This window comes from Streptomyces sp. NPDC013157 (genome assembly GCF_042899865.1).
Lineage (GTDB): Bacteria > Actinomycetota > Actinomycetes > Streptomycetales > Streptomycetaceae > Streptomyces.
Genome location: NZ_JBIBAK010000018.1, coordinates 54550 through 79381, shown reverse-complemented (window position 1 = coordinate 79381; position 24832 = coordinate 54550). Strand labels below are relative to the sequence as shown.

Here is a 24832-nt window from a genome sequence, read left to right as displayed (position 1 = left end):
GCCGCCTACCGGGCTTCTCGGGTGGTGAGCTGGTCGAAGTGCTGGGCCACGCCGAAGGCCTGCGGGATCGGCTGGCTCGCCATGTAGAGGCGGTCGGCGGTGCGGCGCGGCAGCGGGAAGTACTGGAAGGCGCCGTGGACATGGCCGTCGTGGGTCATCGGCCGGGCGTCGAAGCGGGCGACCGTCGCCAGCCGGTACGGCTCGCTGCCGTGGCTGTCCAGCATCGCGATCTCGGTGATCCGGCGGGCGCCGTCCGCGAACCGGGTCAGCTGGACGATGACCTCGACCGCGCTGTTGATCTGGTCGTGCAGGGCGACGAAGGGGACCTCGACGTCCGACATGGAGGCCAGGGTCTGGAGCCGGGTCAGCGCGTCCTCCGCGCTGTTGGCGTGGACGGTGGCCAGCGAGCCGTCGTGGCCCGTGGACATCGCCTGGAGCATGTCCAGGGACTCGCCGCCGCGGACCTCACCGACCACGATCCGGTCGGGGCGCATCCGCAGGGAGTTGCGGACCAGGTCGCGGATGGTGACCTCGCCCTTGCCCTCGACGTTCGCCGGGCGGGACTCCAGGCGGACCACGTGGGTCTGCTGGAGCTGGAGTTCGGCGGAGTCCTCGATGGTGATGATGCGCTCGTGGGCGGGGATGAGGCCGGAGAGCGCGTTCAGGAGGGTGGTCTTGCCGGTGCCGGTGGCGCCGGAGACGATGATGTTGAACTTCGCCTGCACCAGGCCCGCCAGCAGGAACACCATGTGCTCGTCGAGCGAGCCGAAGCCGATCAGCTCCTGGAGGGTGAAGGAGCGGGGGAAGCGGCGGATGGTGAGGGTGGGGCCGGTCAGGGAGAGCGGCGGGATGATGACGTTGACGCGTTCGCCGGAGGGGAGGCGGGCGTCGACCATCGGGTTCGACTCGTCGACGCGGCGGTTGACCGTGGAGACGATGCGTTCGATGGTCTGCATCAGCTGGTCGGCCGAGACGAAGCGGAGCGGCAACTGCTCCACGCGGCCGCCGCGTTCGACGAAGATCGCGTCGGGGCCGTTCACCATGATCTCCGTGATCGACGCGTCCTCGAGGAGCGGTTCCAGGATGCCGAGGCCGAGGGCCTCGTCGACGACGCGGCGGATCAGCTGGGAGCGTTCGACGGTCGACAGGACCGGGCCCTCGCGGCTGATGATGTGGCCGAGGACGCGTTCGAGGCGGGCCCGGCGCTCGGCGGCGGCCAGCGCGCTCATCTCCGCGAGGTCGATCTCCTCCAGGAGCTTGGCCCGGTACGAGGAGACCAGGTGGCCGTCCTCGCCCCGGCTGCCGTGCTCCTCGGGGGAGTTGATGCGTGCCCGCAAGCTCATGGTTGCCGTGCTCCTCGTTCAGTGGTCGACGGGCATCGTGGCGGACTTGGTGGCGTTGCCCAGGTCCCAGACGATCTTCGGGATGTGGACCGTGGCGGTGACGGTGACCGAGTCGCCGCCGCCGGAGGTCGCGCAGCTCACGTCGATCCCGCTGCTGACCGCGGACGAGCAGGCGGCGCCGACGTCCTGCCGCAGCGAGGCGGCGCGTGCCCCCGCCCGCGCCGCCGTCCCGGCCTGCTCGGCGGCGTAGGCGACGGCGCCGAGCTGGATGCCGGCCAGGCCGACGATCAGGAGGATCGGGAGGAAGCCGAGGTACTCGACGGCGACCTGGCCGCGGTCGCGGTGCCGGCGACGGGGAAGACGGGGGCGCATCTCAGTTCTTCACCTCCTCCACGGTGCCGGCGTGGCCGTGGACGGTGACGGGGAAGTCGATCGAGCCGGGGAAGAGGACCGGGACGCGCAGGGAGACGTCCGCGGTCACCGTGCCGGTGCCGCCGCACTTCACCGTGGCCCCCTCCCGCCAGGCGTCGGAGAGGTCCTCCAGCGCGGCGCGCTCGCAGACGCCGGAGCGTTCCCCCCGGGGGACGGCCGTGCCCGCCCGTACGCCCTCGTCGGCAGCGTTCCCCGCGAGCGTGAAGGCGTATCCCACGAGGACGGCCTGCCACATGAGCACCAGGGTGAGGATGATGACCGGGGTCATGCCGAGGAGCTCTATGGAGACCTGGCCGTGGTCGCCAGGTCGTCGGTCGGGTGCGACCCGGTGGGGGTCGTTCGCGCAGCTCCCCGCGCCCCTAAAAGCAGGGCGCCACCGTGAACGCCCCTTCAGGGGCGCGGGGAACTGCGCGGCCCGCCCCCACGCACCCGCACCCGACCGACGGCCCGCCACCCCCGCCCCCGACCGGCGGCCCCTCATGGAAGTTCCCTCCGGCGCCGGAACCCCACCGCCGCCCGCTCCCCGCCCCGCGCGCGTCCCCCGGACCGGCGTGGCGGCGGCGCCCCCTCCCCCGTCCGCACCAGGCCCAGCTCCCCGGCCAGCCCCCACAGCGCCTGCTTCACCGTGCTCCGTGAGTCCAGCTCGTGCATCCGCCCCGCGTCCACCGCGCCCTGCAGCTCCTTGAAATTGGCGGGAATCGGCGTCCCCGCCATGGCCGTCCCGGTGATGCGGCCGATCAGCGCCGGCTGGATCTCCGTACCGCGCGTGTACCGGTTGACCACCACCGTCGTCTCCTCGGCCTTGCGGATCTGCAGCCGGTCCCACATCCGTACCGTCCGCTTGGCCGCCCGGACGGCGACCACGTCCGGCGTGGTCACCAGGAGCGCCAGGTCGGCGGTCTCCACGGCCGCCGCACCCGCCCCGCCGAGCTGCGCGCCGCAGTCGACGATCACCACCTCGTAGCGGGAGCGCAGGGCGCTGAGGATCTGGCGGGCGGCGCGGTCGGTGACCTCCTCGCCGCGTTCGCCCTCGGCCGGAGCCAGCAGCAGGGCCAGCCCGGAGTCGTGGCGGAAGACGGCCTCGGCCATGACCCGCGGGGAGATGTCGTCGACCGCGGCGAGGTCGGCGACCGAGCGGCGGAACTGGACGTCCAGGTAGGAGGCGACGTCGCCGGTCTGGAGGTCGAGGTCGACGAGGGCGGTGGAGTGGCCGGAGGCCTGCGCGGCGAGGGCGATCTGGACCGCGACGAGGGTCGCGCCGGTGCCGCCCTTCGCGCCGCTGACGGTGACGACGGTGCCGCCGACGCCGGCGAAGACGTCGGCGCCGTGGCCGAGATGGCGTCGTACGCCCGTGGACCACTGGGCGACGGCCTGGACGCGGCCGGCCAGCTCCTCGTAGCTCAGCGGGAGGCCGACCAGGCCGCGGGCGCCGGAGTCCATGGCGGCGGCGAACAGGCCGGGGCTGGTGTCGGTGGTGACCAGGACGACGCCCACGGCGGGGAAGCGCAGGGCGACCTCGCGGATCAGTTCGAGGGCCGGGACGGGGCCGATGCGTTCGTGGACGACGACGACCTCGGGAAGTTCGTCGACGGACTCCGCGGCGGACCGGGCGAGGGTGTCGACCAGCCCGGTGGAGTCGACGACAGGGGGCAGCGGTTCGGCGTCCGGGAGCTGGCTGAGCAGGGATACCAGGGAGCGGACGGCGTCCGCGTCACCGACGGCGGGGAGGATCCTGATGGGCATGGAGGGCGCCTCTCACTTGTCCGTCGCGAGTTCGTAGGTGCGGTCCTTGTCCGGCACGGTGGTCGTCGTACCGGGCGCGACCAGGGCGAGCCGGACCCGCTGGGCGAAGGACTCCGCGTAGGTGAGGCGCTGGGCGTCGAGCGTGGACAGCGCGAAGGTGATGGGGACGGCGTCGGTGGGCTGCTGGTTCCTGTTGTCCGGGTCCACGTAGCTGAGCTGGGCTCCGACGTCCAGGACCCGGGCGTCGGTCACGATGATCTTCGACTCGTCGGGGTCGCTCTGCTGCTTGCCCTCGAAGGTGGCGTAGACGTTGACCCGGGAGCCCGGGGTGATCTTGCCGGCCACCCCGGTGGCCGCGTCGATCATGATGGCGACCTCCTGCTCGCCCGGCTTCAGCTCGGGCTGGTCGACGATCATGTCGGTCTGGAGCAGCGAGCCCTTCTTCAGCGTGGTGACCGCGATCTTGTTCTGGATCTGGCTGAGGCTGGTGACCGCGTTGGCGGACAGCCACCGCTTGGGCAGCGAGATCTTCTTGAACTGGTTCGGGCTCAGCGTGGTGTACGGCGTGACGTCGGACCGGAGTTCGTACGCGGTGACCTTGGGGCCGACCTCGGACTTCGCGTTGTCGATGACCGAGAGCACGCCGGCGAACGCGGCGAGCGCGCAGATCACCGACAGGATCAGGAGTATCACGCCGCGGCGCTGACGGGAGTTCATGGACCGTGCGACCTCATCGGGGAAGCGGGGGAAGTGGGGGAAGCGAGGGAGCCGAGCGGTGGGTGGTGCGGGCCGGCCCGCGGTGTCAGGCGGGCGTGCGCTGTTCCAGCGCGCGGGGCGCCGGCGGGTCGTAGTCGGGCGGGGTGGCGGAGCAGAAGACGCAGCGGTCGCCGATGACGTCGATGCCGCACCAGTGGCAGCTGGTCTGCCGTACCGAGGTGACCAGTTGGTAGAGGACCGACAGGTCGGCGAGGTAGCTGGTGAACTCGATCATCCGGCCGGTGCCCCACCACACGGACGACTCGGCGGGCAGCGGGGTCTCGCGCAGGCCGTGCGCGCCCCAGGCCTTGGCGAGGCCGCCGATCCAGTCGGACTGCAGCTGCCCCTTGGCGACCAGCATCCAGGTGCTGAACTCGGGGCCGTTCAGCACGGCATCCGGGGCGATCCGGACCAGTTGCGGCTCGGGGTGGGCGACGACCCCGAACTGGGCGCCGGGCATCCAGGACTTGGCGTGCGCCCTGAGCCCGACCGGGACGCGGTCCAGCTTGGCGACGGAGCCGAGGACGGCGCCGGAGTGGATGTAGTGGGTGAGCAGCCGGCCGGCCGACGCGAGCACGCCGGGGCTGAGGTCGCAGGAGGCCAGCTGCCGCAACTGCCGGGCCAGGACGGCGATGCCGAGCGGCGGCAGGTCGGGGCGGAACAGCGCGATCCGGTCGCTCTCCAGGAGGGAGCGGAGGGTGTGCAGGCGCCGGACCACGGCCTCCGGCACGGCGTCCGAGTAGACGACGACCACGTGTCCGTACTGCTCGATGAGGGCCACGAACTCGGCGAGGGTGTGGTCGAGGGGCCGCTGGTCGAGGTCCCGGAGGACGACCGCGGGCATGGTCCGCTCGTCCTGGACGGGCAGCGCCATGTCGGCACTGGTCACGGCAATGGCAGTTGGCACGCGCAGCTCCCCGCTCTTCACACCCGGCGGCCCACCGGTGTTACTCCAATGAGCCGGGACGACTTCATTGCGTGACTTCCTCAGCACTGTAACCACGCGCCTGTGACCGGAGAACAGCGTTTGTGCAGCTGTCTGGGATCCGTGACCACACAAGTGACGCCAAAACGGGACAGGTTGTGCATATGACCGGGGCTCGTTCAGCCCTGCGGGGCTTCCGCGGACCTTTGAATTTGGTCTGGACCTATTGACACGTGAATTGGTCTGGACCACCTTGTTTGTCATGCCCAGACTCATCCCCCGGCTCGTGTCCCGGCATGCCGGACAGCGACGCATCCGCACCTGGTCGGCCGTGGCCACCCTCGCCACGGCACTCGCGATGGCGGGCCTGGCCTCCGCGCCGGCCTCCGCCGCCGACGTCAACAACGCGAAGAACCCCGGCTTCGAGTCGGGCCTCGCCAACTGGACCTGCTCCGCGGGCAGCGGGACGACGGTCTCCTCCCCCGTGCACTCCGGCGCCGCCGCGCTGAAGGCGACCCCGGCCGGGCAGGACTACGCCCAGTGCAGCCAGACGGTGGCGGTGAAGGCCAACTCGACCTACACACTGAGCGCCTGGGTGCAGGGCTCCTACACCTACCTCGGTGTGACCGGCACCGGCACCACGGACGTGTCGACCTGGACCCCGAACACGTCCTGGACGCAGCTGTCGACGACCTTCACCACCGGCGCCTCGACCACCTCGGTGACGGTCTGGACGCACGGCTGGTACGGCCAGCCCGCCTACTACGCCGACGACGTCTCGGTCTACGGCCCCGACGGCGGGGGCGGCTCCGACCCGGCCCCGACCGTCCCGGCGACCCCGGCCGGCCTCGCGGTCTCCGGTACGACGTCGTCCTCCGCGTCGCTGTCCTGGGGCGCGGTGTCGGGCGCGACCGGCTACAACGTCTACCAGAACGGCACCAAGGTCTCGGCGGTCACCGGCGCGTCGGCGACGATCACCGGGCTCGCGGCCTCGACGTCGTACTCCTTCCAGGTCACCGCGACCAACTCGGCCGGTGAGTCGGCGAAGTCGTCGGCGGTGACGGCGACGACCACCGCGACCGGCACGGGGGGCGGCGGTTCGCTGCCCAAGCACGCGGTGACGGGCTACTGGCAGAACTTCAACAACGGCGCCACCGTCCAGAAGATCTCGGACGTGCCGTCCTCGTACGACATCATCGCCGTCGCCTTCGCGGACGCGACCAGCACACCGGGCGCGGTGAGCTTCACCCTCGACTCCGCCGGGCTCGGCGGGTACACGGTCGACCAGTTCAAGGCCGACATCAAGGCCAAGCAGGCGGCCGGCAAGAAGGTCATCATCTCGATCGGCGGCCAGAACGGCACGATCTCGGTGAGCGACTCGGCGTCCGCGACGAACTTCGCCAACTCCGTCTATTCGCTGATGCAGACGTACGGCTTCGACGGCGTCGACATCGACCTGGAGAACGGCATCAACGCCACCTACATGAGCCAGGCGCTGCGCTCGCTGTCGTCGAAGGCGGGCTCCTCCCTGATCATCACGATGGCCCCGCAGACGATCGACATGCAGTCGACGTCCAACGGGTACTTCCAGACGGCCCTGAACGTCAAGGACATCCTCACGGTCGTCAACATGCAGTACTACAACAGCGGTTCGATGCTGGGCTGCGACGGCAAGGTGTACAGCCAGGGCTCGGTGGACTTCCTGACCGCGCTCGCCTGCATCCAGCTCCAGGGCGGTCTGTCGCCGTCCCAGGTGGGCCTCGGCCTGCCGGCGTCGACCAGCGCGGCGGGCAGCGGCTACGTGTCGCCCACCGTCGTCAACAACGCTCTCGACTGCCTGACCAAGCTCACCAACTGCGGCTCCTTCAAACCGTCGACGGCCTACCCCGACCTGCGGGGTGCGATGACCTGGTCGACGAACTGGGACGCGGCCGCCGGGAACGCGTGGTCGTCCTCGGTGGGCGCCCACGTGCACGCACTGCCGTAACACCGGGTGGGTCGACTCCGGCGGCTGGGCAGGCCGCCGGAGTCCGGGCTGTGGGGCGCTACGGCTGTCGCCGACCGCAGCCGTCGCACCCGCAGGTACCGAGCTCGAACCACACGGTCTTGCCCGGCCCGTCCTGGTGGCAGCCCCAGCGCCGGGCAAGCGCATCCACCAGGTACATCCCTCTGCCGCCCTCCGCGAGGCCGGCCTCCAGCACCCGTGGCGGGCGGCGGTCCTCGTCGGCGACCTCGCAGCGCAGCACCCCGTGCGAGGCCGCCAGGGTGAGCCGGAACCGCGTCGCCGCATGACACAAGGCGTTCGCGGCCAGCTCCCCGACCAGCAGCTCGCACACGTAGGCCACCTCGTCCTGCTCCGCGAGTCCCCATTCCTCCAGCTGCCGCCGCACCGCCGCGCGCGCCTCGCCGGCCGCCGTGGGCCGGGGTTCGTACTCGACGCTCAGGTGACCGGCCCGGGTCGGCGGCTGCGGGTACGCGGCGTACAGAGGGTCGGGATCCGGGAACCGGCTCCCGGCAGGCAGCAGCATGCCTCCCAGCCTGCCCGGGCCCGTCTCCCCGCACACGGGGAGGAATACCTGATCCCCTACCCGCGTACGGGCCGCCGCGGGGGTACGCGCGTACGGCATCCCGCTCACGCGTACTGGACGCGGATCTTCGCCCCGTCCCCCGGCTCCCCGTCCCGGACATCGACGTACGCGCACACCTGGCGCGTGAACCACAGCCCCTGCCCCGGCTCCGGTTCCGGGCCGGGCGGCGGCACGAAGCCGGCCAGCGGGTCCGCCACCGCCCGGCACAGCCGCAGCTCGCAGACGCAGGCCGGGGACTCGCCCCAGGCGAGGATCTCGACCACCGGCCCGTGCGCGGCCGCCGCCGCCCCGACGGCCCGGCCGAACAGACCGGCGTCCACGGCCGGGAGCCCGCGCCCGGCCGCCCAGGACCGGACCGCCTCCGGCGCGGGCAGCCGGGCCGCGGACTGCGGCGGCGGGGGCAGCGGTACGGCGTCCAGCTCGCGCACCAGGACCGGCGGCTGCTCGTACACCCCCGTACCCGGGTGGGCCCGGCGGGCCGCGTCGACGACGGCCGGGCCCGCCGTGCGGGTGTCGTACGCGCACAGGACGGTGGTGGCGAAGGGGGCGAACAGGAGGTTGGCGAGGGACTCGTAGCGGATCCACTCGGTGCTCTCCCGCGCCGAACGGCCCGCGCGCCCCGCCCAGTCGGGCTCCATGAGGAGGTGGACCCGGCCGCCGGGCCCGGCGTTCGCCGCGAGGTAACCGGCGCCCTGGGCCACGGCGTTGGCGGCCGTGCCGGTGTACCAGTCGGTGTGGTCGATGAAGCCGACGCCCCGGGCGTCGCCGCCGAGCGCGTCGCGCAGGGCGGCCAGCAGACCGGGGGCGGCGATGGCGACGGGCGGGGGCTCGTCGGGGGCGGCGAGGCCCTCGGCCAGGAAGGACAGGGCGGCGGCGACGAAGCCGTCGTCCGAGCCGAACACGGCCATCCGGTGGTCGAACTGCCCGTGGGCGGCGGCGGGGCGCGCACCCGTACTGGTACTCATCGGGTCTCCTGTGCGTCAGCGCCGGGCGGTCACCCAGGCGGCGATCTGGCTGCGGTTGCTGAAGCCGAGCTTGCCGAGGATGCGTTCCACATGGCCCTCGGCGGTGCGGCGGGCGATGACCAGCCGGTCGGCGATCTGCTGGTTGTCGACGACGAGGAGCAGGCGGCGGTCGCGGAGCCGCTCCACCAGCGTGTCCAGGGGCGGCCGTTCGGAGTGGTCGTGCAGGCCGAGGGCGTCGGCGGCGGCCAACGGGACGAGTGCCGGGTCGCGCAGGCCGGCGAGGGCGACGTAGCGGACGCCGTCGGGGAAGGCGCGTTCGACGCGGGCCGCGACATGGGCGGCGAGCCGGGTCTTGCCGACCCCGCCGGGGCCGGTGAACGTGACGAGGCGGGCCTCTGCCAACAGCTCACGGCCCGCGGCCTGTTCGTCTCTCCGGTCGACGAAGCCGGTCGTCTCGACCGGCAGCTGGCAGCCCCCGCGCGGCGCCGATCCGCCCATGATCAGCCAGCCCTCCTCCAGACCGTCCGACCACGTTCTCCCGGCGGACCGGGAGAACGCACACGGCCGTCACGCGGGCGGGTGCACTTCGGCGGGGGCCGCTTGCGGCGGCGGGTACGCGCGTACACTGCGCGGCCGGTTCGCGCGGCCGATTTTACCGTCTTGACCTGTCCATGCCATTACCTGGACGATGAGCGGCACCCGCACAGCCATTGCACAGATACGTAGGTACGTCGCACTGAACCACCCCCACCTCCCCCAGGAGACTTCATGCGACTTCGCATACGCGCCTCCGGTGCCCGCGGCGGCAGACGGACCGCCACGCTGGGCGCCCTGCTGGCCCTCGCCCTCGCGGCCCCCGTGTCGGCGACGGTGACCCACGCGACCGCCGACAGCGCCCGCCCGGCCGCCCCCTCGGCCGACGGCGTCCGGCAGTACGAGATCCGCCAGAGCACCACCCCCGTGACCCGCGCGGCGATCCAGCGGACCGGCGTCACCGTGGACGAGGCGGACGAGGAGACGGTGGTCGTCTCCGGACGGGCCGCGCAGATCGCCGCACTGAAGCGCCTCGGCTACGACGTCACGCCCCTCGGCGCGGCCCCGGACCGGTCCTCGGCCGCCGACCGGCTGCGCCTGTTCGACTTCCCGACGGCCGACGCGAAGTACCACAACTACGCCGAGGCGAACGCCGAGATCGACCAGCGGCTCGCCGCCTACCCCTCGATCATGAGCAAGCAGGTGATCGGCAAGTCGTACCAGGGCCGGGACATCGTCGCGATCAAGGTCAGCGACAACGTGGCGACGGACGAGAACGAACCCGAGGTCCTGCTCACCTTCCACCAGCACGCGCGCGAGCACCTCACGGTGGAGATGGCGCTGTACCTGCTGCGGGAGCTGGGCGCCGGATACGGATCGGACTCCCGGGTCACGAACATCGTCAACAGCCGGGAGATCTGGATCGTCCCCGACCTCAACCCCGACGGCGGCGAGTACGACATCGCCACCGGCTCGTACCGGTCGTGGCGCAAGAACCGGCAGCCCAACTCCGGTTCCTCGTACGTCGGTACGGACCTGAACCGGAACTGGAACTACAAGTGGGGGTGCTGCGGCGGTTCGTCGGGCTCGACGTCGTCCGAGACGTACCGCGGTGCGTCCGCGGAGTCGGCACCCGAGGTCAAGGTGGTCGCCGACTTCGTGCGCAGCCGGGTGGTCGGCGGCAAGCAGCAGATCAAGGCGGGGATCGACTTCCACACGTACAGCGAGCTGGTGCTGTGGCCGTTCGGCTACACGACGGCCGACACCGCCACCGGGATGACCGCGGACGACGCGGCCGCGTTCAAGGCGGTCGGGCAGAAGATGGCGGCGAGCAACGGCTACACGCCGGAACAGTCGAGCGACCTGTACATCACCGACGGCTCGATCGACGACTATCTGTGGGGCACCCAGAAGATCTTCGACTACACCTTCGAGATGTACCCGACGTCCAGCTCCGGGGGCGGCTTCTACCCGCCCGACGAGGTGATCGAGCGGGAGACCTCCCGGAACCGGGACGCGGTGTTCCAACTGCTGGAGAACGCGGACTGTATGTACCGGTCGATCGGGAAGGAATCGCAGTACTGCACCTAGCCGGCCGGAGCCGCTCCGGCCGTGGGGCAGCCGCCGGGGCCGGAGCGGTTCGATCGGGTACGAAGGGGACTACTCCTGGCCGAGTGCCTTGTCCTCGGCCTCGGCCTTGTCCTCGGTCTCGCTCACGGTCTCGTCGGCGGCCTTGTCCTCGGCCTCCGTCTCGGCCTCCGCCCCCGCTTCCGCCTCGGGGGCGTCTTCGTCTTCCGTACCGTCGTCGAAGTACGCGTCGAGGACCGCGTCCAGCTGCTCCTCCCACTCCTTGAAGCGGGAGCGGGACGTCGCCTCGATCTCGATGGGGTACCAGCGGCGCTCCGGCGTGTGGACGGTGATCGTGAACCGCTTGCCGAAGCGCGGCGCCTCGGTCTCGATCGCACCGATCTCGTCCCAGCGGAACTCGCAGTTCTCCTCGTCGAGGCTGAGGCGCACGCCCTGGTGGTCGGCCACTATCCGGGCACGCCGGTCGGCGGCCTCGAAGGAGGGGCCCTCGGAGGTCTCCGCGTCGTCCGCGTCCGCGGCGGCGTCCGCGGCGGACTCGTCCGCCGTCACCTCGGCATCGGCCGCGGCCGCGGCCGCGGGTTCCGCCGCCTCCGCCTCCGCGGGTTCCTCCGGCCGGGCATCCTCGGCCTTCGCGTCCGCGGGCTTCGCGTCCGCGGGCTCGACGGACGCGGGTGAGGTGAGCCCGGGGATGAAGGCCGGGTCGAATCCGGCGCCCTCCAGGGGCTGGCTGTTGGCTCCTATGCGCTGCTCCACAGCGGGCAGTATGGTCCAAGAACCTGTGCCGGACACAGCCAGCCCCGGACTTCGTTATCAGACGCCTACACGAAGACGCTGAGCACGCCCGCCACCGCGAACCCCACCACCGACAGCACCGTCTCCAGCACGGTCCAGGTCTTCAGGGTGTCCCGCTCACTGATGCCGAAATACTTGGCGACCATCCAGAATCCGCCGTCGTTGACGTGCGAGGCGAAGATGGAGCCGGCCGAGATGGCCATGATCACGAGGGCGACGAAGGCCTGGGAATGGTGGCCCTCGGTGAGGAGCGGGGCGACGATGCCGGCTGTCGTCACGATCGCCACCGTCGCCGAACCCTGGGCGACCCGCAGGACCACCGAGATCAGGTACGACAGAACGATCACCGGGAGGCCGACGCCGTTGAAGGTGTCGGAGAGGGCCTGGGCGACGCCGCTCGCCTTCAGTACGGCGCCGAAGATCCCGCCCGCGCCGACCACCAGCAGGATGTTGCCGACCGGCTTGAGGGACGCGGTCGACACGGTCTCCAGGGACTTGCGGGACCAGCCGCGCCGGATGCCGAGCAGGTAGTAGGCGAGGACCAGGGCGATGGTGAGGGCGACCATCGGCGTGCCGAAGAACTCCAGCACCGAGCGGCCGGTGGAGGGGTCCAGGGCGATGGAGGAGAAGGTCGCGGCGAGGATGAGGACGAGCGGCGTACCGATGATGGCGAGAACCGTGCCCAGCGGAACCGGCTTCTCCTGGGGCTCCACTCCGGCCGCCCGCTGCTCCGCCACCACCGCCTGCCTGGCCTCCTCGGCCGCCTCGACCATGTCCTGCGGTACGGCGACGAAGATCCGCCTGCCGATCCACGCCGAGTACGCCCATGCGGCCAGCACCGCCGGGATGCCGCAGACCACGCCCATGAGGATGACCCAGCCGAGCTGGACGTGCAGCAGCGCGGCGGCGGCCACCGGGCCGGGGTGCGGCGGCAGGAAGGCGTGGGTCATGGAGAGGCCGGCGAGGAGGGGGAGGCAGTACAGGAGGATCGACTTGCCGCCGCGCTTGGCCGCCGCGTAGACGAGGGGGGCCAGGACGAAGATGCCGACGTCGAAGAAGACGGGGATGCCGAAGATCAGGCCGGTGAGGCCCATGGCGAGCGGGGCCCGCTGCTCCCCGAAGAGGTTGAGGAGCCGCGTCGCCAATACCTCGGCACCGCCGCTGACTTCGAGGATCGCGCCGAGCATGGTGCCGAGGCCGATGATGATCGCGACATGGCCGAGGATGCCGCCCATGCCGGACTCGACGGTGGAGACGGCGTCCGAGCGCTGGACGGTGCCGAAGAGTTCGGTGACCGAGAGACCGGCGAGCAGGCCGACGGCTATGGAGACGGCGAGGAGGGCCACGAAGGGCTGGAGCCGCGCCTTGATGATGAGGAAGAGGAGCAGGGCGATGCCGACGGCGGCGACGGTGAGGAGGCCGGCGGTGCCGTCGAGGAGGAGGAGCAGGCCTCCGGTGTGGGGCGGGGCGGTGGGGGTGGACGCAGCTAGGGGGAAGGGCATGTGGGGGTCCTCTGGGTAGGTGCATCGTGCTTTCGGGCAGGGGGGAGCGCGGCACGGCACCCGGTGCGGGTGCCATGCCGTGCAGGACGTGCGGGAGTTGACGGAACCCGTCAGCCGAGGACGGCGAGGGCGTCGATCTCGATGAGGAGGCCGGCGGGCAGACCGACGTACACGGTCGTGCGGGCGGCGGGCGGGGCGGTGAGGCCCTGCTCCTCGAAGTAGGTGTTGTAGATGCCGTTCATCTCGGCGAAGTGGTCCACGTCCGTCAGATAGACGCGGATCATCATGACGTCGTCCCAGGAGGCGCCGCCCTCCTCCAGGATCGCCTTGACGTTGGCGAGGGTCTGGAGGGTCTGCTCGCGCAGCGTGGGGCCGGCCGGGGTCGGAGGCTTGCCCTCCTCGGCCGGCAGGAAGCCGACCTGGCCGGCGACCTGGAGGATGTTGCCCTTGCGGACGCCGTGCGAGAACTTCGCGGGCGGGGTGGTGTGGGTCGTGGGGGTGAGCGCGATCTTCTCGGTCATCTGGTGCCGGCTTCCGTGATCGGTGTTCTGCCTGAGTACTCGCCGCTGATCGCGTCCGCCGTACGGCGCACCTGCGGGAGCAGGGTGAGGAGTTCGTCGGCGGTGACGACGACGTTGGGCGCGGAGACCGACATCGCGGCGACGACGCGCCCGTCGGCGCCGCGGACGGGGGCCGCGACGCAGTTGATGGACTCCTCGTGGCCGCCGAGGTCGGTGGCCCAGCCCTGTTCGCGCACCTTGGCCAGTTCCCTGAGGAACGCCTCCGCGTTCGGCGTCGAACGGGCCGTGTACATGGGGTAGTCGAGCTTGTCGGCGAGGGCCCGCCGCTCGGGCTCGGGCAGGTCGGCGAGGAGCAGTTTGGCGACGGCGGCGACGGTGATGGCGACGGGCTTGCCGATCCGCGAGTACATGCGCACCGGGTAGCGGCTCTCGACCTTGTCGATGTAGAGGACCTCGCCCTCCTCGAACACGGCGAGGTGCACGGTGTGTCCGCAGGCCGTGTTGAGGCGGGCCAGGTGGGGGTGGGCGATCTCGCGGACGTCGAGGTTCTCCATCGCCTCCTGGGCGAGGGCGAAGAGGCGGGCGCCGAGGCGGTAGCGCTGGTCGGACTGGCGGTAGACGAGCCCGTGTTCGTGGAGGGTGCGCAGCAGCCGCAGTGCGGTGGACTTGTGCACACCGAGGCGGTCGGCGACCTGGCCGAGGTCGGCGGGGCCCTCGGCGAGCAGCGGCAGGATGCTGAGCGCTCGGTCGACGGTCTGGCTCATGGGGTGCGTACCTCCTCTTCGGCCGCGTCGGCTTCGGTCCAGCCGGGGCCGAGTCGAAGTCTCTCCCACGCACCGGCGTCCAGGGCGGTCAGCCGGTCGGTGGTGTCGCGGGCGGGGGGCGGGGCGAGGTCGGCGGGGGTGGTGAGGGCGGCGGCGGCGAACAGGTGGCCGAGCCTGAGCGTCTGCCCGACCGGCAGGCCGCGCAGGATGCCGGAGAGGAAACCGGCGGCGAAGGCGTCACCGGCGCCGACGGTTGCCACGACGTCGACGGCGGGGGCGGGTTCGAAGGTGCCGGGGGTGGGGGTGGGGACGCTTACCGGCGCCGGCAGGGTGCCGCCCGCGCCCACCCTCCCCCACTCTCGGCTTCGCTCGAGCGGGGGGACCCCCATCGCCCCGGCGGCACGACTGCCCGCGGCTGGAGAGGAGCGCTGGCTGCAGCGCCCCTTCAGGGGCGCCGGGAACTGCGCGACCAGCCCGCACCGGGCCGCGGCCGACACGAAAGCCGTCGCCCCCTTCGCCCCTTGCTTCACCACCAGCGCCTCCGGCTCGGGCAGCAACTCCCGGACAGCCGACGGCCCTCCCGTCACCCCCCACGCCTGCTCCGCCTCGTCCTCGCCCACGAACACCAGGTCCGCGCGCCGGGCGAGGTCGAGCAGCACCCCCGCGTCCGCGGACTCGGTCCACAGCCCCGGCCGGTAGTTCACGTCGAACGACACCAGCGTCGGCCGTTCCCCGGCGGGAGCCGTCAGCTCGCGCAGCAGCCCCAGGCAGCCCTCCGACAACGCGGCCGTGATCCCCGACAGGTGCAGGATCCGCCCGGCGCGCACCGCCGCCGGGTCCACCGTCGCCGCCGACATCGCCGACGCCGCCGACCCCGCCCGGTAGTACGCGACCTCGTGCGCGTCCGTCGCCCGGTCCCCCGCCGTGCGGAAGTACACCCCCGTCGGCCGCGCCGGATCCCGGCCCACGCAGGAGACGTCCACGCCGTACGAGGCGACGGTCTCCAGCAGGTGGTCGCCGAACCCGTCCGCGCCGACCCGGCTGACCCAGCGCACGGCGTGCCCGGCGGCGGCCAGCGCACAGGCCACGTTGGACTCCGCGCCGCCGATCGCGCGGTCGAAGGAGGGCGCGTCCGCGAGGCGCCCCGGCCGGGTGGGCAGAAACGTGACCATGGACTCGCCGAGCGCGACGACGTCCACGGCGTCAACGGCGCCGGTGGCCTTCACGATGGTCGTGGCTCCTCGTCGTCGGGGAAGGGTCGCTACGGGCTCATTGACCCGGCGTTGGCGTGGATGTTAGACAGCGGTAAGCGATATACGCAATGGACGTTGCACATGATGCAACACATCTGATCAGGGAGGCTCCGTGTCCCTCGACACCGGCACCGAAGCGCTCGCCCGGCTCGCGGAGGAACGCGTCGACCACCGTTTCAAGGGCCTCCCGCCGGACGCCGAGGGCCTCACCGTCGGCGAACTGGCCGCCCAGCGCCGCAACCTGTTCTCGGACGGCTTCGCGACCCCGGTGCTGGCCCTGTCCGCCGAGCGCCTGGAGCACAACCTCGCGCTGATGGAGTCGTACACCGAACGGCACGGTCTCGCCTTCGCGCCGCACGGCAAGACCTCCATGGCCCCGCAGCTGTTCAGGCGGCAGACCGAGCGCGGGGCGTGGGGCATCACCCTCGCCGTGCCGCACCAGGTGCGGGTGGCGCGGGCGTTCGGCACCCGCCGGGTCTTCCTCGCGAACGAGCTCGTGGACGCCCCGGCGCTCCGCTGGATCGCCGCCGAACTGGAGCGCGACGCCGACTTCCGTTTCGTCTGTTACGTCGACTCCGTGCGCGGGGTCGAGCTGATGGACGCTGCGCTGCGCGGGACCGGCCGCCCCGTGGACGTCGTGGTCGAACTCGCGGCCGGGGAGGGCGCCCGTACCGGCGTCCGTACCGAGGCGGAGTGCGCGGCGGTCGCGGACGCGGTGGCCGGGACGCGGACGCTGCGGCTGGTCGGGGTGGCCGGGTACGAGGGCGAGGTCCCGCAGGCCGACCCGGACCGGGTGCACGCCTATCTGAGCCGGCTGGTCGCCCTCGCCGTCGACTTCGACAAGGCGGGCCGGTTCGCGGGTCTGACGGAGATCGTGGTGAGCGCGGGCGGCAGCGCCTGGTTCGACGCGGTCGCGGACGTCTTCGCCGGCGTTCCCGAACTGTCGGCGCCCGTACTGAAGTTGCTGCGCTCGGGTGCGTACGTCTCGCACGACGACGGCCGCTATCGGGACGTCACCCCCTTCAACCGGGTCCCCGAGGAGGGCGCCCTGGAGCCCGCCTTCCGGCTCTGGGCGCAGGTCGTCTCCCGCCCCTCCCCGGAGCAGGCCTTCGCCAACGCGGGCAAGCGGGACGCGGCCTACGACCTCGACCTCCCCGTCGCCCAGGTGATCCGCCGGGCGGGCACCGAGCGCCCGGCGACCGGCGTCTCGGTCACCGGCCTGTCCGACCAGCACGCCTGGCTGAGCACCGGTCCCGAGGCGGACCTGGAGGTCGGGGACTGGGTGGGCCTCGGTCTCTCCCACCCGTGCACGTCGTTCGACAAGTGGCAGCTGATCCCGGTGGCCGAGGCGGACGGGACGGTCGTCGACTACATCCGTACGTTCTTCTAGGAGGGGCCGTGGAGCAGCTCGTCATCCGGGACGCGGACGTCGTCGACGGGAGCGGGGAACCCTCCTACCGCGCCGACGTGGTGATCGACGGCGGCCGGATCGTGTCGATCGTCAAGGAGGCAGCGGCGGCGGGCTGCCAGCGCCCGCGTGCGATGCGCGAGCTGGACGCGGAGGGCCTGGTCCTCTCCCCCGGCTTCGTCGACATGCACGCCCACAGCGACCTGGCCCTGCTGCGCGACCCCGACCACAGTGCGAAGGCCGCGCAGGGGGTGACCCTGGAAGTGCTGGGCCAGGACGGCCTGTCGTACGCCCCGGTCGACGACCGCACGCTGGCGGAGGTCCGCAGCGCGATCGCCGGCTGGAACGGCTCCGGCGAGGACATCGACGTCGACTGGCGGTCGGTGGGCGAGTACCTGGACCGCCTCGACCGCGGCATCGCCGTCAACGCGGCCTATCTCATCCCCCAGGGCACGGTCCGTGCGCTCGCGGTCGGCTGGGAGGACCGCGCGGCGACCCCGGCCGAGCTGGACCACATGCGCCGGCTGGTGGCCGAGGGCATGGCCCAGGGCGCGGTCGGCCTGTCCTCCGGGCTCACCTACACCCCGGGCATGTACGCGCCGTACGCCGAACTGACCGAGCTGTGCCGGGTGGTGGCGGAGTACGGCGGCTACTACTGCCCGCACCACCGCTCGTACGGCGCGGGCGCGCTGGAGGCGTACGCGGAGATGGTGGGCCTCGCCCGGGCGGCGGACTGCCCGCTCCATCTGGCCCACGCAACCATGAACTTCGGCGTGAACAAGGGCCGGGCGCCCGAACTGCTGGCCCTCCTCGACGAGGCCCTCGCCGCCGGCGCCGACATCACCCTCGACACCTACCCCTACACCCCGGGCAGCACGACCCTCGCGGCGATGCTGCCGAGCTGGGCCAACGAGGGCGGCCCGGCGGCGGCCCTCGCCCGCCTCTCCGACGACGAGACGGCCGACCGCATCCGCCACCACCTGGAGGCCGTCGGCTCCGACGGCTGCCACGGCGTGCCCATCGAGTGGGACACGATCGAGATCTCGGGCGTGGGCGACCCCGCACTGGCGGACCACGTCGGCCGGACGGTCCAGGAGTCGGCGGACGCCCGCGGGGAGTCCCCCTGGACGACGGCCCGCCGCCTCCTCCTCACCGACCGCCTGGGCACCACGATCCTCCAGCACGTCGGCCACGAGGAGAACGTCCGCACGATCATGCGCCACCCGGTCCACACCGGCGGCTCGGACGGCATCCTCCAGGGGACGAAACCCCACCCCCGCGCCTACGGCACGTTTCCGCACTACCTCGGCCACTACGTACGGGAGCTGGGCGTGCTCTCCCTGGAGGAGTGCGTCGCCCACCTCACCGCCCGCCCCGCGGCCCGGCTCCGCCTGCCGGACCGCGGCCTCGTACGCGAGGGCTACCGTGCCGACCTCGTCCTCTTCGACCCGCGGACGGTGGCGGCGGGCTCGACGTTCGAGAACCCCCGCCAACTGCCCACGGGCATCCCGCACGTCCTGATCGACGGCCAGTTCGTGATCGAGGACGGCCGCCGCACGGACGCACTGGCGGGCCGAGCAATCCGACGCACCCCGCTGTAGCGCCCCTTCAGGGGCGCTGGGGGTACCCCCGGCCGGAGGCTGGGGGAGGAACTGCGCGACCAGCCCCCACGACGCCGCACCCGACAACGGCGGTCCCCAGCGGAGCGCTACGGCTTGGGCAGGGTGCACCCACTCGCACTCAGGTTCAGCACGTTCCCCGTCGTGAAGCACGCCGGAATGATGTACGTCTCCTCGGCGTAGTTGATCCCCTGCCGAACCGTCACGTTCCCGCTCTCGTCCACCTCGCACGGGTTGTCGACGGTGCACCGCTCCCCGTCCTCGTTGCCCGTGTTGTTGACGGCGACGACCTGGCCCGTGCTGGTGTCGATCACCGGCGATCCCGACGTCCCCCCGATCGTGTTGCACGCGGAGGTGTAGCGGACCGAGTCCTTCCAGGTCCAGTCGCCCTCCTTGAGCCGGTACACGAACCCGTCGATGTTGCAGCTGTAGATCGTCTTCCAGTAGCCGGAGACGACCTTGATGGCGGTGCCGGCGACCGGGTGGCTCGCGTTGACGGTGAGCGGGCTGATGCCGTAGGAGCTCTTGATCGCCGCGTACGTCGTGGTGGTGCGGTAGATCGTGATGTCGGTGTCGGTCATCGTCGAGTAGACGACCTGGTTGGCGCGGAGCGTGGCGACCTTGGTGCCGGAGGAGTTCAGCAGGCCGAAGGTGCGGCTGGAGGACTGGCCGGTGATGACCTCGCCGGGCTCCGGGAAGCCGGTCTCCAGGCAGTGGCCGTTGGTGAGGACCAGCGCCGGGTCGCTGTCCGCGGAGTTCGGGAAGCGGATGACGGAGCCGGAGCAGTTGCTGAGCGAGACGGTGCCCGCGAAGTTGACGGTCACCGCCGCGGCCTTTGCCGTCTGCGGCGCGGCGACCGCCGGAGCCGTGCCGATCCCGGTGATGGCCAGGGAGGCGAGCGCGGCGACGAGAGGCTTGTTCATGTGGGGGTCCCCTCTATACGACGAGGGTGACCGGAGATCTTCCGGCCACCCGCTGTTTGTCATGCACATTCTCAACGCAAGCGGCCGTGCGGGCAAGGAGCTGTTTCAAGAACGGTGTTGGCGGATTTCCGCGCAGGCGGCGTCGATGTGCTCGAAGAGAACCGAGGAGCCGGACGTGATGCGCGCGCCGAGTTCGCGGCTGCGCTGCTCGCGGGCGGGGGTGACGCGGCCGACGAAGAACACGACGGGGCCGTCGAAGAGGCCCCTGCCCCGCCAGGCCGCCAGGTCGGCGAACCCCGCGTCCCGTTCCGTGCCGCGCGTGACATCGGATATCACCAGGTCGACGGGGTGGGTGGAGAGGATCCGGTCGGCTGTCGGACCGCTCCGGGCCACCAGGACGTCCGCCCCGTGCGCCCGGAGATGGCGCACGTAGGTCGCGTTCTGTTCCGGGTAGTCGTCCACCCACAGGACGCTGACGCCCCGGTACTCGTCCGGCCCGTCCTCCGGGCCGGGCCGCGGATCCTCGTCCCTGCGCCCGGCGACCGGTGCCGCGGCGCCCTCCTGCAGATGCCTCACCAGTTCGTCCGCCTGCGGCAGCCGCATCCACTCCTCGACGAGGTGCACGAAGCCCCGGTCCTGCGCCAGCTCCGGAAACGCCGTGGGCAGCTCCTCCTCCAGCCGGGCCAGCACGGCCTCCCAGGTGTCCGGGGCCCCGGTCTCCGGCGCCGCGAGCCCGTGCCCGGTCACCGACGCCACCGTCGTGTGCCACGCCTCCTCGTCCGCGGGGGCCCACCGGCTCAGCACCCTCCGGGCCGTGCGGTACTCCAGGAACTCCCGGGCCGCGTGCGCGTACGTGCCGTCACCGGAGACGAGCAGGCGGTAGAAGTCCGCGTACAGGTGCTGCAGCAGAAGCGTCCGGACGACGGCCTCCGGCGCGAACCTCGCCCACACCGGGTTGAGCGCGCACTCGAGGCCGAAGCCGTTGATGAGCCTCTTGATCCGGCGCGGATTGCGGGCCGAACGGGCTGCGATCAGCCGCACCAGGCCGTCGTCCAGCAGCTCACGCAGCCCCGAACGCTCGGCACAGTGCCGGACATACGCCTCCAGGTGCCCGCCGGCCGCCACCGGCAGCCGGTAGCTCGTCTGGAAGATCTTCTCCATGAACGCCGAACCGGCCGGCCCGAGATCGCGCAGCAGCCCCGACGGTCCGAGCGCCGACCGGTCGCAGCCGATGACGAAGGCGAGGCCCGGCACGTCCAGATAGACCTTCACCGCCTCGCACACCGCGAGGACCGTCTCCTCCGAGCAGCGGTCGAGATCGTCGACGAAGACGACGAGCATGCGCCGGGGCCGGTGCGGAGCCGCGTCCGCCCACTCGATGGCGAGGGTGCGCAGCGCCTCCCGCATGGCGTTGCGGGTGTTCGCGTCGACGGACAGCTCCTGCCAGAACCGGTCGACCAGCCCCGCCATCCCGAACGGGGCACCCGCCACGGCCAGCCCCGCCCGCAGGGCTGTGAGGAGCGTCTTCCGCTCGGTGAGCCTGGACACCGCGCGCCGCATCACCCGCTTGTCCAGGCCCATCAGGACGGTCTTGATGAGCCCTTCGAGGGCGTCGGCGCCGGTGGAGGTCCAGGCGTTGTACCAGACGGTCTCGACGCCCTTCTGCCGCAGTTCCGCCTCGACCAGCCGCATCAGACTGCTCTTGCCCATGCCCCAGCCGGCGTCCACGGCGAGTGTCAGCGGGGTGGCCGACCGGGAGTCGTGCAGCAGCTTCGCCAGCTGGCGGGCAGCCCGTCCGGCGCCGAGCAGATCCCCGTCCGATCCGCTGACGGGTTCGTCGTTGAGCAGCGAGAATTCCATACGGCCCCTTCCGCCGGAGGGGCCAACCTACCCATGTGGGCGGCGACTTGGGCACAGGCAGCGTCCAGCCCCGGGGCCCGCCCCCTAATGGGATCTGCCGCCGCCCCTCCCGTGTCCCCAACCGTGCCCACCACCCGTCGTAGTCGGCGCGGGGGTGCCGGTCGTGGCGGTCGGCGACGGTGTCGTGCCCGTCCCACCGGCCGCGGTGGCGCTCGGGGAGGCGCCGGGGGCGTCGCTCGCGGACGCGGTGGACCCGGCCGACGGGGACGTCGTGGTGGATGTGGCGGCCGGTGCGGCCGATGCCGGCGAGGTGACGGACGCGGTGCGCGAGCTCTGCTCGGGTGCCGCCGCGGCCGACGAGTCGCCCGTCGTGTGCTTCGTACGGTTCTGCCCGCCCGGTGTGCCGTCGGCGGGCGACGAGGAGGAAGAGGAGAAGGGGAGGCCGACGATCAGTGCGAGCACGGACGCGGCGCCCGCCGCTCCCACCGCGGCCACCACGTACGTGCCGCGCCGGCCGCCCGCCCCGCGCGCCCGGCCCGCCCCGCGCGCCTCCCGCCGCCGCTCCGCCCGGCCCGGACCCGGCGCGGCCGACGCGGCCGACGCGGCCGGCGCGATCTTCGGCAGCTCGCGCGTCTCGTCGTACGCGTTGAGCCAGCCGTGCGCGGCCGCCGGGTCCCGGTACCCCTCGTAGGCGGGGGCAGGTTCGCCCTGGGGTCGGTAGACGCTGGGCGCCCCGGTCTCGTCCTCGGCAGGTCTCGGCATGGACGCGGATTGTAGGGAGGGGATGGGCCTTTGAGACAGCTACCGGCGATAACAGGCCAAAACGCCGGGTCCCGCCCCGGCTCCGACGGCCCCCCGGACGCCCCCCACCTGCATCTCAAGTGGTGGAAAACACGGGTCGGCGGGCGTTACCTCCCCGTAAGCTCACCGGCATGCAGGTGATCCAGTCGACCAAGCTCGCCAATGTCTGTTACGAGATCCGGGGTCCGGTCCTCGAGGAGGCGATGCGGCTCGAGGCGGCGGGACACCGCATCCTCAAGCTCAACACCGGCAACCCGGCCGCCTTCGGCTTCGAGTGCCCGCCGGAGATCCTGGAGGACATCCTCCGGAACGTCTCCTCGGCACACGGCTACGGCGACGCGAAGGGCCTGCTGGCGGCCCGGCGGGCGGTCGTCATGCACAACCAGACCATCGGCATCGAGACCGACGTCGAGCACGTCTTCATCGGCAACGGCGTCTCCGAGCTGATCGTGATGGCGATGCAGGGCCTCCTGGACGACGGGGACGAGGTCCTCGTCCCCGCCCCCGACTACCCCCTGTGGACCGCGGCCGTCTCCCTCTCCGGCGGCACGGCCGTGCACTACCGCTGCGACGAGCAGTCGGACTGGATGCCCGACCTCGCCGACGTCGAGCGCAAGGTCACCGACCGCACCAAGGCGATCGTCATCATCAACCCGAACAACCCGACGGGCGCGGTGTACGACGAGGCGATGCTGCGCGGACTGACCGACATCGCCCGGCGCCACAACCTGCTCGTCTGCTCGGACGAGATCTACGACAAGATCCTCTACGACGACACCACGCACACCCCGACCGCCGCCGTCGCGCCGGATCTCCTCACGCTCACCTTCAACGGCATGTCCAAGGCGTACCGGGTGGCCGGCTACCGGGTCGGCTGGATGTCCGTCTCCGGGCCCCGGGCGCATGCCGAGTCCTACATCGAGGGCCTCACGATCCTCGCGAACATGCGGCTGTGCGCGAACATGCCCGGTCAGCACGGGGTCGTCGCCGCGCTCAGCGGACGCCAGACGATCAACGACCTCGTGCTGCCGGGCGGGCGGCTGAAGGAGCAGGTGGACCTCGCGTACGACCTGCTCACCCAGATCCCGGGCGTGAGCTGCGTCCGCCCCAAGGGCGCGCTGTACCTCTTCCCGCGCCTCGACCCCCAGGTCTTCAAGATCAAGGACGACCGGCAGATGGTCCTCGACCTGCTGCGGCAGGAGAAGATCATGGTCGTCCAGGGCACCGGCTTCAACTGGCCGGAGCCGGACCACTTCCGGGTGGTGACCCTGCCGACGGTCGGCGACCTGCGGGACGCGATCACCCGGATCGGCCGGTTCCTGGACGGGTACGGCCAGCCGTAGGCAGCCGCCGGACCACCGTCCGTGACCCGGGTCAACTTTAGACGAAATCTAAGCTAGGATGGCTTCCTGTCAGAGCACAGGAGGCCATCTCCCATGTACGAGCCGATCCGCACCAAGTCGGTCCACAGCACGATGGCCGGCCCCTCTACCGACTTCCCCCACCGGACGCGCGAGGAGGAGCTGGACATCCAGCTCGCAGGACACCTCGCCGCGCTGCTCGCCGTCACCGACGAGCTGCGCGCACTCGCGCCGTCCACCGACCTCGACGCCGCCGCGACCCGGCTGGCCGAGCAGGTGGCCCGGCTGCGGGGCGGGCGTACGCCGGTCCGCGCGTCGCCGACGGCGGCCCAGGATCCGGCCGCGCTCCACGAGCGCGCGCATGCCGTCGCCGGCCGCGCCCTGCTGGTCGCGGCGTCCCGCGCGGACACCGCGGCGGCGATCCTCGCGGCGGAACGCATGGACGCCCACGCGGCGGCCACAGAACTCACCACGGCCGGCTGACCCACCCCCGAACGGCCCCGGTCCGCGCGCTCCCGCAGCGACGCGCGGACCGGGTTGCCATATCTCAGTACGCTGAGGTCATGGGCATGGATTACGTGAAGATGCGCGCAATCGCCGAGGAGCTCGGGGCCTACGCGGAGCAGCTCGAAGGGGCCTGGAGCGTCGAGATCGGACCGTCCGGCCCGATACTGGCCATGATGTGTCCGTCGAAATCATGAGGGCACGGTCAGCCGTATCCGCAATCAGCTGAACACCCAGCTCCAGGTCACCCACCCCGGCTACATGTGCGAGAACGGCCCGGAGATCGAGCACCCCGCCCTCGGTCGCATGCGCCGCCCGACGCCGTCGTCATCCCCGAGGACGTGCTCGACGAGGAGGGTCCGGCCGTCGACGCCTCACAGGTGCTCGCGGTCATCGAGATCGTGTCACCGTCCAGCCCGGACAACGACTACGTCGAAGAGATCAGCGAATACCCGGCCATGGGCATCGCCCACTACATGATCGTCGACCCCCGCAAGGGCACGATCGAGGTCCACTCCGAGCCGTGCGGGAACCGCCACCAGCGCATGGACCCGTACATCTACGGCGACCTGGTGCCCTTCGGCCCCTGGCACGTGGAGACCTCCACCTTCCGCCGTTACGGCAAGGCCGGGAACGACCCCCTCTGACGGC

The 24832-nt window shown here is 71.8% G+C and carries 25 protein-coding genes; 9 read left to right on the top strand and 16 right to left on the bottom strand.

All coding sequences use genetic code 11. The features are described 5' to 3' along the window. Positions 1-5: 5 nt before the first annotated feature. The 6 genes from ACFY6U_RS40435 to ACFY6U_RS40410 all read right to left on the bottom strand — a co-directional run bounded on the left by ACFY6U_RS40435 (position 6) and on the right by ACFY6U_RS40410 (position 5148). Positions 6-1343: a CpaF family protein gene (locus ACFY6U_RS40435; protein ID WP_390046488.1), complete on the bottom strand. Its 1338-nt coding sequence runs from the start codon at positions 1341-1343 to the stop codon at positions 6-8. Between the two features lie 18 nt (positions 1344-1361). Beyond that, a complete protein-coding gene (locus ACFY6U_RS40430) occupies positions 1362-1715 on the bottom strand; it encodes a TadE/TadG family type IV pilus assembly protein (RefSeq protein WP_390046486.1) in 354 nt (117 codons plus the stop codon). A 1-nt stretch (position 1716) separates the two neighbouring features. Next, positions 1717-2043 carry a pilus assembly protein gene (locus tag ACFY6U_RS40425; RefSeq protein WP_390046484.1) on the bottom strand — a complete coding sequence of 109 codons (327 nt, stop codon included), beginning with the start codon at positions 2041-2043 and terminating at the stop codon, positions 1717-1719. A gap of 209 nt (positions 2044-2252) precedes the next feature. Then, the gene (locus ACFY6U_RS40420) at positions 2253-3518 is read right to left on the bottom strand and encodes a CpaE family protein (protein ID WP_390046482.1); all 1266 of its coding nucleotides are present in this window, start codon (positions 3516-3518) and stop codon (positions 2253-2255) included. Positions 3519-3530: 12 nt separating this feature from the next. Beyond that, the gene (cpaB, locus tag ACFY6U_RS40415; protein WP_390046480.1) at positions 3531-4235 is read right to left on the bottom strand and encodes a Flp pilus assembly protein CpaB; all 705 of its coding nucleotides are present in this window, start codon (positions 4233-4235) and stop codon (positions 3531-3533) included. Between the two features lie 85 nt (positions 4236-4320). Next, positions 4321-5148 carry a hypothetical protein gene (locus ACFY6U_RS40410; protein ID WP_390046782.1) on the bottom strand — a complete coding sequence of 276 codons (828 nt, stop codon included), beginning with the start codon at positions 5146-5148 and terminating at the stop codon, positions 4321-4323. Positions 5149-5461: 313 nt separating this feature from the next. Between ACFY6U_RS40410 and ACFY6U_RS40405 the strand changes: the two genes are divergently transcribed. Continuing rightward, on the top strand, positions 5462-7186 hold the full coding sequence (locus ACFY6U_RS40405) for a chitinase (RefSeq protein WP_390046478.1): 1725 nt from the start codon (positions 5462-5464) through the stop codon (positions 7184-7186). A 58-nt stretch (positions 7187-7244) separates the two neighbouring features. Here ACFY6U_RS40405 and ACFY6U_RS40400 read toward each other — a convergent pair whose 3' ends face one another. The 3 genes from ACFY6U_RS40400 to ACFY6U_RS40390 form a co-directional block, all read right to left on the bottom strand. Next, the gene (locus ACFY6U_RS40400) at positions 7245-7727 is read right to left on the bottom strand and encodes an ATP-binding protein (protein ID WP_390046476.1); all 483 of its coding nucleotides are present in this window, start codon (positions 7725-7727) and stop codon (positions 7245-7247) included. A 104-nt stretch (positions 7728-7831) separates the two neighbouring features. Continuing rightward, complete coding sequence (locus ACFY6U_RS40395; RefSeq protein WP_390046474.1) at positions 7832-8752, bottom strand: anti-sigma factor RsbA family regulatory protein; 921 nt, start codon at positions 8750-8752, stop codon at positions 7832-7834. Between the two features lie 15 nt (positions 8753-8767). After that, positions 8768-9250, bottom strand: coding sequence for a LuxR C-terminal-related transcriptional regulator (locus ACFY6U_RS40390; protein WP_390046472.1), 483 nt, complete (start codon positions 9248-9250; stop codon positions 8768-8770). A gap of 270 nt (positions 9251-9520) precedes the next feature. Between ACFY6U_RS40390 and ACFY6U_RS40385 the strand changes: the two genes are divergently transcribed. Next, on the top strand, positions 9521-10876 hold the full coding sequence (locus tag ACFY6U_RS40385) for a M14 family metallopeptidase (protein ID WP_390046470.1): 1356 nt from the start codon (positions 9521-9523) through the stop codon (positions 10874-10876). A 69-nt stretch (positions 10877-10945) separates the two neighbouring features. Here the strand turns inward: ACFY6U_RS40385 and ACFY6U_RS40380 are convergent, their stop codons facing one another. The 5 genes from ACFY6U_RS40380 to ACFY6U_RS40360 form a co-directional block, all read right to left on the bottom strand. Continuing rightward, positions 10946-11626, bottom strand: a complete 681-nt coding sequence (locus ACFY6U_RS40380) for a hypothetical protein (RefSeq protein WP_390046468.1) — start codon at positions 11624-11626, stop codon at positions 10946-10948. 65 nt (positions 11627-11691) lie between these two features. Next, positions 11692-13167, bottom strand: coding sequence for a GntP family permease (locus tag ACFY6U_RS40375; RefSeq protein ID WP_390046466.1), 1476 nt, complete (start codon positions 13165-13167; stop codon positions 11692-11694). Positions 13168-13277: 110 nt separating this feature from the next. Beyond that, positions 13278-13688, bottom strand: a complete 411-nt coding sequence (locus tag ACFY6U_RS40370; RefSeq protein WP_351486056.1) for a RidA family protein — start codon at positions 13686-13688, stop codon at positions 13278-13280. After that, the gene (locus tag ACFY6U_RS40365) at positions 13685-14452 is read right to left on the bottom strand and encodes an IclR family transcriptional regulator (protein WP_390046464.1); all 768 of its coding nucleotides are present in this window, start codon (positions 14450-14452) and stop codon (positions 13685-13687) included. Before ACFY6U_RS40365 ends, ACFY6U_RS40370 begins: the two co-directional genes overlap by 4 nt. Next, positions 14449-15624 carry a PfkB family carbohydrate kinase gene (locus tag ACFY6U_RS40360; RefSeq protein ID WP_390046780.1) on the bottom strand — a complete coding sequence of 392 codons (1176 nt, stop codon included), beginning with the start codon at positions 15622-15624 and terminating at the stop codon, positions 14449-14451. The genes ACFY6U_RS40365 and ACFY6U_RS40360 overlap by 4 nt, the downstream gene beginning before the upstream one ends. Before the next feature lie 193 nt (positions 15625-15817). Between ACFY6U_RS40360 and ACFY6U_RS40355 the strand changes: the two genes are divergently transcribed. After that, positions 15818-17095: an amino acid deaminase gene (locus ACFY6U_RS40355; protein ID WP_390046463.1), complete on the top strand. Its 1278-nt coding sequence runs from the start codon at positions 15818-15820 to the stop codon at positions 17093-17095. 8 nt (positions 17096-17103) lie between these two features. Then, positions 17104-18714 (top strand): amidohydrolase family protein, encoded by a 1611-nt coding sequence (locus ACFY6U_RS40350; protein ID WP_390046462.1) that lies wholly within the window; start codon positions 17104-17106, stop codon positions 18712-18714. Positions 18715-18821: 107 nt separating this feature from the next. On the opposite strand, the gene ACFY6U_RS40345 is transcribed toward ACFY6U_RS40350, so the two are convergent. Together ACFY6U_RS40345 and ACFY6U_RS40340 are read right to left on the bottom strand one after the other, a co-directional pair. Further along, positions 18822-19655, bottom strand: coding sequence for a trypsin-like peptidase domain-containing protein (locus ACFY6U_RS40345; protein ID WP_351486064.1), 834 nt, complete (start codon positions 19653-19655; stop codon positions 18822-18824). A gap of 105 nt (positions 19656-19760) precedes the next feature. Then, positions 19761-21515: a P-loop NTPase fold protein gene (locus tag ACFY6U_RS40340; RefSeq protein ID WP_390046461.1), complete on the bottom strand. Its 1755-nt coding sequence runs from the start codon at positions 21513-21515 to the stop codon at positions 19761-19763. Between the two features lie 163 nt (positions 21516-21678). Here ACFY6U_RS40340 and ACFY6U_RS40335 point away from each other — a divergent pair, with 163 nt between their 5' ends. The 5 genes from ACFY6U_RS40335 (at position 21679) to ACFY6U_RS40315 (ending at position 24828) form a co-directional block, all read left to right on the top strand. Next, positions 21679-22206: a hypothetical protein gene (locus tag ACFY6U_RS40335; protein WP_390046460.1), complete on the top strand. Its 528-nt coding sequence runs from the start codon at positions 21679-21681 to the stop codon at positions 22204-22206. A 241-nt stretch (positions 22207-22447) separates the two neighbouring features. Next, positions 22448-23659: a pyridoxal phosphate-dependent aminotransferase gene (locus ACFY6U_RS40330; RefSeq protein WP_351486070.1), complete on the top strand. Its 1212-nt coding sequence runs from the start codon at positions 22448-22450 to the stop codon at positions 23657-23659. A gap of 93 nt (positions 23660-23752) precedes the next feature. Next, positions 23753-24160: a hypothetical protein gene (locus ACFY6U_RS40325; protein ID WP_390046458.1), complete on the top strand. Its 408-nt coding sequence runs from the start codon at positions 23753-23755 to the stop codon at positions 24158-24160. A gap of 80 nt (positions 24161-24240) precedes the next feature. Then, on the top strand, positions 24241-24378 hold the full coding sequence (locus tag ACFY6U_RS40320) for a hypothetical protein (protein ID WP_390046456.1): 138 nt from the start codon (positions 24241-24243) through the stop codon (positions 24376-24378). Positions 24379-24444: 66 nt separating this feature from the next. Continuing rightward, positions 24445-24828: a Uma2 family endonuclease gene (locus tag ACFY6U_RS40315; protein WP_390046454.1), complete on the top strand. Its 384-nt coding sequence runs from the start codon at positions 24445-24447 to the stop codon at positions 24826-24828. The last annotated feature ends 4 nt before the right edge of the window (positions 24829-24832 follow it).